Consider the following 7,649-nt stretch of genomic DNA (forward strand, 5'->3'; position numbering starts at 1 on the left):
ATGTATAATAATTGGTACTACCAATTATTTAAATAGATAGGGGTACACATTTGGAAGATAGAGGTTATATCTTAGTTTTAGAATATATTAAGGAATTAATCATTTCTGGTAATCTCAGTGTTGGTGATAAACTCCCTACTGAACGCAAATTATCTGAAACACTTTCTCTAAGTCGCAATACTATCCGTGATGCAATTCGCATTATGGGAAGCATGGGTTTTATTGAAAGCCGTCAAGGTTCTGGCAATTATTTATCTAATAAAATCAGTGGCAATATCTCCGCCACTATAAATTTCATGTTGCTTTTAGAGCAATCTAATTTTACTGAAATCAATCAAATCAGACGTGCTATTGCCTTAGAATGTTTTCGCCATGTTTTTACAAAATGCACTGATAGAGAAATAAAATTGCTACAAAAAGTAGTAACAAAAATGGAGCAATGTCATCGTGAAAGCCACTATGACAAATTATTTCATGATATTATTTTACATATCTCTCAAAACAAATTAATGATTAGCATGATGAATGCACTTTCTAATGTATGTTGTACATTAATTGATAATATTTTTTCCAGTGCTACAGCTGAAACCAAAAATACAATTATCAATTCACACAAAGAAATTCTAAATTGCATCATCAATCGCAATGAATTAGCTGGTTATGCAGCTATTAATCACCATTACGATTTAGTTGATAAAGAAATATTAAAATGGAAGGCGGTTCTTTAAGTGAAATTACTTGAACAATTTGGTATTATTTTAACTTTAACTTTTATCGTTGAAACTTTTAAGGAACTCGTTCCATTACCTGTTCCCGCTAGTGTTTATGGCTTAGTTTTAATGCTTTTACTTTTAAAATTCAAAATTCTAAATATCTCTGCTATCAAAGATGCTAGTAAATTATTAATCGAAACTATGCCTATCATGTTCATTCCTGCTGCTGTTGGACTTTTAAATGCATGGAGTGTAATTCGTGACTTATTAATTCCTTTGACCTTAGTAGTAAGCTTAACTACTGTTATTGTAATGGTTATTTCTGGTCATATAACACAATTTATTATTGTATCTAGTAAGAAGAAAAAAGGAGCTTGCTAATTAGATGTTACAGGATCTTATCTTTAATTCAGCTTTATTTGGTTTGATTATTAGCTTATTAGCCTATGAAATAGGTTTGCGCATAAAACGTAAATTAAAAATTGCCATTTTCAATCCTTTGTTAATAGCAATAGGTCTTATAATCACTTTTTTAGTAACCTTCGATATTGATTATGAAGAATATAATCGAGGCGCTAAATATTTAGGTTATTTATTAACACCAGCTACAATCTGTCTTGCTGTTCCTTTATATGAACAACTAGAAGAATTGAAAAAGAACGTAAAAGCTATCATGGCTGGTATCGTTTCTGGTGTAATCACTAGTATGAGTTGTATCTTAGCTTTATCTATTTTATTTAGCTTTAGTCATACAGAATATGTAACACTTTTACCAAAATCCATTACTACTGCTATAGGTATTGGTATATCTGAAGAATTAGGTGGTATCGTTACTATCACTATTGCTGTTATCATCATCACTGGTGTATTCGGCAATATGACTGCTGAATATATCTGCAAAGTATTTAAAATTTATGAACCTGTAGCCAAAGGTGTAGCAATCGGTTCATCTGCTCATGCTATGGGAACTGCAAAAGCAATTGAAATGGGTCCTATCGAAGCTGCTATCAGTAGCTTAACTATTGCTGTAGCTGGTATTGTTACTGTAATTGCTGTTTCATTCTATGCAACTTTATTATAAATTTTACACTCCAAAAAAGACTGCTATTGTATTGCATTTTAATTCGTTAAATGATTTTAAGATGCAATTCTAGCAGTCTTTTTTTATTTCTAAATTCATCTTTTAAATTCTCAATAAAATTTATATTGTTCAATATTTAATGCTGATTTTAATAAACTTTGAATAATTGAATTCGCCTGTTCTACAGAAGATTTCTTTCTCCCTAAAGAATAATTCATCAAAAATTGTTGATAATCCAAAGAAGTAATATCTTTTAATCTCTTTTGACCAAAATAATATTTACCAATATTTATATTATTAATAACTATAGGCAAATCTAATTTTCTTATCTGTAAACGATATTCTTTTAACCATTTATCTGCATATTCATTAAAAGTAATATTACTATTTACAATATTATTTGATTTATTTTTATTATAATCTTTTACCTTAAACATGAAATTATTCAAATTTGCCATAATATCACCATACCTTTAAATATTAAAGCTATTAGTTCGGAAAACCGAACTTTATAGATATTTTATCATAGATAAAATACTTTTTCAAATGAGAAATCCATTTTAATATACACAATATTTTATTTAAAACCTTGACTTGAAGTTCACTCTAAGTAGTATAACAATATATAGAAAAATATTTATTTGGAGGTAATAATATGTCTACATTAAAAGAATTCAGCGATTCTTTAATTTTTCCATTAGGAGATAAATTACCAGAGCAATTCAGTAAATTTTTTATTGGTCAAGCTCATTTGAATATGCTCACTACTACAGGTGTTTCTATTGGTAACGTTACTTTTGAACCTGCTTGTCGCAACAATTGGCATATTCATCATAAAGGCGGTCAAATATTATTAGTAACAGCTGGTGAAGGTTATTATCAAGAATGGGGAAAACCTGCTCAAAAATTAAAAGCTGGTGATGTTGTCAATATTCCTGCAGAAGTTAAACATTGGCATGGTGCTACAAAAGATAGTTTCTTTTCTCATTTAGCTATTGAAGTTCCTGCTGTTGGTGGCTCTAATGAATGGCTTGAACCTGTAACTGATGAAGAATATTTGCAATTAAAATAATAAAAATTCCAGATAAAATTAAATTTATAAACTAGAAACTGCATTTTTAAAATTAACCTACTATAATTTTAGAAATGCAGTTTTTATTATCTATGTATTTAATATATGTAATTAATTCTTTTTTCTTACTCTTTAGAAAAAACCTTAAGTATTGACACTATATATTATAATATAGAACTAGAGAATAACCTTTACAAAATATTGCTTATTCTCTAATCTAAATATAGTGGTGCATAATCAAAGTTTAATATTAAAGGAGTAGAAAATATGCAAACTAAATTAACTAATATTTTACAAGCTCAATTTAATAAAACAATTGAAGATTGTACAAATGAAGAATTGTATACTGGATTATTAATGCTAGTAAAAAATTTAAGCAATGACAGAAAACCAACTTCAACCCCTCGTAAACTTTATTATATTTCTGCTGAATTTTTAATAGGTAAATTATTATCTAACAACCTAATAAATTTAGGTATCTATGATGAAATAAAAACATTACTTGCTGATAATGGCAAAAATTTAAGTGATATAGAAGAAATTGAACTCGAACCATCTTTAGGTAATGGTGGTCTTGGAAGACTTGCTGCTTGCTTCTTAGACTCTATTGCAACTTTAAATTTATCTGGTGATGGTGTAGGTTTAAATTACCATTTTGGTTTATTCAAACAAAAATTTGAAAATCATCTTCAAAAAGAAGAAAAAAATCCATGGATTACAGATAAATCTTGGTTAAATGATACTAATATTGGTTTTGATGTCGAATTTAATGGTTTTACTGTTCATCCAAACTATATGATATTGATGTATTAGGCTATCAAAAAGGATTAAATAAATTACATCTTTTCGATATTGATACTATTGACGAAACTATCGTTAATGATGGTATTTCTTTTGACCAAAAAGACATTCGTAAAAATTTAACTTTATTCCTCTATCCTGATGATAGCACCAAAGAAGGTCAAATGCTTCGTATCTATCAACAGTATTTCATGGTAAGCAATGCTACACAATTAATCTTGATGGAAGAAAAAGCTAAAGGACATGATTTACATGAACTTTATAAATATGTATGTATCCAAATCAATGATACTCATCCATCTATGATAATTCCTGAATTAATCAATCGCTTAGTTTTAGAAGGTATCGATTTACATGAAGCTATTGATATCGTATCCAAAACATGTGCATACACAAACCACACTATCTTAGCTGAAGCACTTGAAAAATGGCATCTTGAAGATTTAAAACAAGTAGTACCTCAACTCATTCCAACTATCCAAGAATTAAATGCTATTGCTAAATCTCGCAGTGATAACAAAGCTGTACAAATCATTGATGAGCATAACCTTGTGCATATGGCTCATATGGATATTCATTTTGGCTATAGTATCAATGGTGTTGCTTCCTTGCATACTGAAATTCTTAAAAATAGCGAATTAAAAGCTTTCTATGAATTATACCCAGAAAAATTCAACAACAAAACAAATGGGATCACTTTTCGCCGTTGGTTATTGCATTGCAACCATGAGTTAAGTCAATATATCACATCTTTAATTGGTGATGAATACAAAACTGATGCTACAAAATTAAAAGATTTATTGAAATTTGTTGATGATGAAACTGTTTTAAATAAACTCTTAACTATCAAACAAAATCGTAAACAGGATTTATGCAACTATTTAAATAAAACAATGCATTTAACTTTAAATCCAAATAGCATTTTTGATATTCAAATTAAACGCTTACATGAATATAAACGTCAACAAATGAATTTACTCTACATCATTCAACTTCTTCAAAAAATCCGCAGTGGTTATGTTCCTTCTACACCTATTACTTTCATTTTTGGCGCTAAAGCTGCACCAGCTTATATCATTGCTAAAGACATAATTCATGCTATCTTATGTCTTCAAGATATTATCGCTAAAGACCCTGTAGCTTCCAAATACATTCAAGTGGTAATGGTAGAAAACTACAATGTAACTAACGCTGAAAAACTCATTCCTGCTTGCGATTTCTCCGAACAGATTTCTCTTGCAAGTAAAGAAGCTAGTGGTACTGGTAATATGAAATTCATGCTCAATGGTGCTATTACAATCGGTACTGAAGACGGTGCCAATGTAGAAATTCATGAACTTGTTGGCGATGACAATATCTATATCTTCGGCGAAAGCAGTGATGATGTTATCGCTCATTACAACAACAACGATTATGATGCAGGAAAATATTATAATAATGATGAAATCATTAAAAACGCCGTAGACTTTTTAATTTCTGAAGAAATGACATCTATTGGACAGGCAGAAAATCTCCATCGTTTACATCATGAATTAATTTCTAAAGACTGGTTCATGAGTTTATTAGATTTAAAAGCTTATATTCAAACAAAAGACCAAGCATATAATGATTACGAAGACCGCTTAGCTTGGGCTAAAAAATCTTTAATCAATATAGCTAATGCTGGTTACTTCTCCAGTGACCGCACAATCGCTGAATATAATAATGATATTTGGCACTTAGACAAATAAGTTTAAACAAATTTATTAATTTAATTCTATAAAAAATACCTAATGAGCTATGTATAAAGCAAAATTTATCACATAAACTCATTAGGTATTTTTTTATTCTATATCTTTTTCACTGATTACCATGATTTTATTATCTTTTAATAATTTAGCAAACAATCCATTTCCTTCTACTAATGTATGTGAAAAAGTTCCATCATAAATTGTTTTACTGCCACATGTTGGACTATTCGCCTTCAATATAGCTAAATCTATATTTTTATCTTTTAATTTTTCCCATGCCATATCTACACCATGAAGAAAAATCTCTGTCATATCCTCATTATCCTGCGTTATGACTTTATTATCTTTTATTTCTACAGGCTTTCTAGGAATACTAAGTCCTGTCAATATTTCTGGGCAAATTTTATATACTTCTTTATCTTTTAATAAATGCTCTATTTCTTCATTATAATTATTTTTGCCATTATATCTACAATTATCACCTAAAAGACAAGCACTTACTGCAATCTTTGAACTTAAATATATTTTTAATTTATTTACGATTTTTTCATCAGCTGCAAGCCAATTCACACTATCTAATTCATCTTTTGTCAGCCACTTTGCCTCATCATGTATTTCTTCATTGATTGCAAAATCATCTATATTACAAATATAGCAATCCATAATCATATGAAAATTAGGATACGTATAATCTATCGTAGCAAAATAGCTATCAATTTCAATATTAGCATTTAATTCTTCTTTTATCTCTCTAATTAATGCTGTTTTTTTATCTTCTCCTTCTTCTATCTTTCCACCGGGGAATTCCCAACCACCTTTAAACTCCCCATAACTTCTTTTAGTTGCCAAAATTTTATCTTTATCTTTAATTATAGCTGCTACAACTCTTATACTTTTCATATCTTCACCTTATATCTTAAATTTTAATTATATTTATATCACTCTTTCTATTATATTATTCTTATAAATCATAGTACAAGAAATTTATCAAAATAACCTTATCCCAAAATTGCAAATTAACATATAAAATATATCATATATTTTTATCTATACAATATTGACTATAACTAACAAACCATATTTCTACTGCTAAAAAAAATCCTAACATAGATTTATATTCAAAATCCACTGTAGCTGGTAATCTTACAGGAGTTATATATATATTTCCTGTACTCAGTGTTGCTAAAGTATTACTTTCTAATTGTGTTAATGATATAATTGGTATTTTTTGTAAATAAAGTTTTTGTGCAACATCTATAACATTTTTAGATTCTCCACTTAATGAAATAATAATAAATAAATCACCTTTTCTTATATTTCTAATAATAGTAGCAAATTCATCAGGTACTTTTATTTCATAAACTAATATATTGCAATTAACAAATAAACGTGATATTTCACTAGCAACATTTTTTTGTACATAACCTGAAGCATATACAAATATTCTTTTTGCATTATATAATAATTTATTTAATTTAGTAAAATCTTGCTTAGCAATCCCTTTGCCTACTTGTTCACATAAATTAATAGTTGCTTGTGCTATATCTATTGAAGAATTTTCTATCTTTTGATTTAATTCCATCTTTAACATAGTTTTTAAATCACTAAAACCATCTAATCCTAATTTTTTAGCAAAACGAAGTACTGTTGTTTTAGAAACATTACAATTGATTGCTATATTATAAATTGACATATATGGACATTCAGCTTTATTAGCATAAATATATCTCCATATTATTAAATCTGTAGGATTTAATTTATTTAAATTTTTACTAACTAATTCTTCTAATAACATCAAAATATCTCCTAAAAATATAGATTATTATATTTATAAAAAACTTTATAATTAAATAAAAGAACCTAGCTTTGTAAATACAAAACTAAGCTCTTTTATTATTTACAATATAATATTATTCTTAGAAATAAAATTCCATTTGTGCACGGAAGATATCTACATCTTGTCTACCTTCTGTACTTGTTGCATTTACTTGTGTACCTGTTGTGTAGAATACTTCTATTGTTGTATTTTCCATTGGTACATAGTCAAAGCCAAGTGTCCATCCTCTTACGTTTTCAGTATAGTCTACTGTTGCATCTATTGTTGAGAATGCACCTACATTTCTATAGTTTGTAAAGATTGCAAAGGAACCTACATCACTTGGATTGTGTTGTTTATAGCGAAGTTCACTAAACCATCCATCATTTACCACTTCACTGCCAACACTATCTGTTACTCCATCTAAATCAGATTT

The 7,649-nt window shown here is 28.3% G+C and carries 9 protein-coding genes and 1 pseudogene; 6 read left to right on the plus strand and 4 right to left on the minus strand.

From position 1 onward, the window contains the following. The first annotated feature begins 50 nt into the window (after positions 1 to 50). From F553_RS0107020 to F553_RS0107030, 3 genes are read left to right on the plus strand one after another with little or no spacing between them, the layout of a single operon-like run. Positions 51 to 728, plus strand: coding sequence for a FadR/GntR family transcriptional regulator (locus F553_RS0107020; protein WP_008537446.1), 678 nt, complete (start codon positions 51 to 53; stop codon positions 726 to 728). Then, on the plus strand, positions 729 to 1,094 hold the full coding sequence (locus F553_RS0107025; RefSeq protein ID WP_018999553.1) for a CidA/LrgA family protein: 366 nt from the start codon (positions 729 to 731) through the stop codon (positions 1,092 to 1,094). 4 nt (positions 1,095 to 1,098) lie between these two features. Next, positions 1,099 to 1,794 carry an LrgB family protein gene (locus tag F553_RS0107030; protein WP_018999554.1) on the plus strand — a complete coding sequence of 232 codons (696 nt, stop codon included), beginning with the start codon at positions 1,099 to 1,101 and terminating at the stop codon, positions 1,792 to 1,794. A 110-nt stretch (positions 1,795 to 1,904) separates the two neighbouring features. On the opposite strand, the gene F553_RS0107035 is transcribed toward F553_RS0107030, so the two are convergent. Next, positions 1,905 to 2,252 (minus strand): hypothetical protein, encoded by a 348-nt coding sequence (locus F553_RS0107035; protein WP_018999555.1) that lies wholly within the window; start codon positions 2,250 to 2,252, stop codon positions 1,905 to 1,907. 197 nt (positions 2,253 to 2,449) lie between these two features. Between F553_RS0107035 and F553_RS0107040 the strand changes: the two genes are divergently transcribed. The 3 genes from F553_RS0107040 to glgP all read left to right on the plus strand — a co-directional run bounded on the left by F553_RS0107040 (position 2,450) and on the right by glgP (position 5,397). Next, positions 2,450 to 2,866: a cupin domain-containing protein gene (locus F553_RS0107040; protein ID WP_018999556.1), complete on the plus strand. Its 417-nt coding sequence runs from the start codon at positions 2,450 to 2,452 to the stop codon at positions 2,864 to 2,866. Between the two features lie 267 nt (positions 2,867 to 3,133). After that, on the plus strand, positions 3,134 to 3,679 hold the full coding sequence (locus tag F553_RS12705) for a glycogen/starch/alpha-glucan phosphorylase (protein ID WP_279625110.1): 546 nt from the start codon (positions 3,134 to 3,136) through the stop codon (positions 3,677 to 3,679). Then, positions 3,667 to 5,397, plus strand: coding sequence for a glycogen/starch/alpha-glucan family phosphorylase (glgP, locus tag F553_RS12110; protein ID WP_279625111.1), 1,731 nt, complete (start codon positions 3,667 to 3,669; stop codon positions 5,395 to 5,397). The genes F553_RS12705 and glgP overlap by 13 nt, the downstream gene beginning before the upstream one ends. Before the next feature lie 93 nt (positions 5,398 to 5,490). Here glgP and F553_RS0107050 read toward each other — a convergent pair whose 3' ends face one another. The 3 genes and pseudogenes from F553_RS0107050 to F553_RS12580 form a co-directional block, all read right to left on the minus strand. Further along, complete coding sequence (locus tag F553_RS0107050; RefSeq protein ID WP_018999557.1) at positions 5,491 to 6,297, minus strand: 2-thiouracil desulfurase family protein; 807 nt, start codon at positions 6,295 to 6,297, stop codon at positions 5,491 to 5,493. Positions 6,298 to 6,430: 133 nt separating this feature from the next. Continuing rightward, positions 6,431 to 7,192 (minus strand): MurR/RpiR family transcriptional regulator, encoded by a 762-nt coding sequence (locus F553_RS0107055; protein WP_018999558.1) that lies wholly within the window; start codon positions 7,190 to 7,192, stop codon positions 6,431 to 6,433. A gap of 121 nt (positions 7,193 to 7,313) precedes the next feature. After that, positions 7,314 to 7,649: pseudogene (locus F553_RS12580) on the minus strand (S-layer homology domain-containing protein); the annotation flags it as partial.

This window comes from Megamonas rupellensis DSM 19944 (genome assembly GCF_000378365.1).
GTDB lineage: Bacteria > Bacillota > Negativicutes > Selenomonadales > Selenomonadaceae > Megamonas > Megamonas funiformis.

What these genes read in the sequence shown, in the direction of transcription:
- F553_RS12705 (WP_279625110.1), top strand. Translation starts at nt 3,134, where the DNA reads ATGCAAACTAAATTAACTAATATTTTACAAGCTCAATTTAATAAAACA.
- F553_RS0107040 (WP_018999556.1), top strand. Translation starts at nt 2,450, where the DNA reads ATGTCTACATTAAAAGAATTCAGCGATTCTTTAATTTTTCCATTAGGA.
- F553_RS0107030 (WP_018999554.1), top strand. Translation starts at nt 1,099, where the DNA reads ATGTTACAGGATCTTATCTTTAATTCAGCTTTATTTGGTTTGATTATT.
- F553_RS0107055 (WP_018999558.1), bottom strand. Translation starts at nt 7,192, where the DNA reads ATGTTATTAGAAGAATTAGTTAGTAAAAATTTAAATAAATTAAATCCT.
- F553_RS0107035 (WP_018999555.1), bottom strand. Translation starts at nt 2,252, where the DNA reads ATGGCAAATTTGAATAATTTCATGTTTAAGGTAAAAGATTATAATAAA.
- F553_RS0107050 (WP_018999557.1), bottom strand. Translation starts at nt 6,297, where the DNA reads ATGAAAAGTATAAGAGTTGTAGCAGCTATAATTAAAGATAAAGATAAA.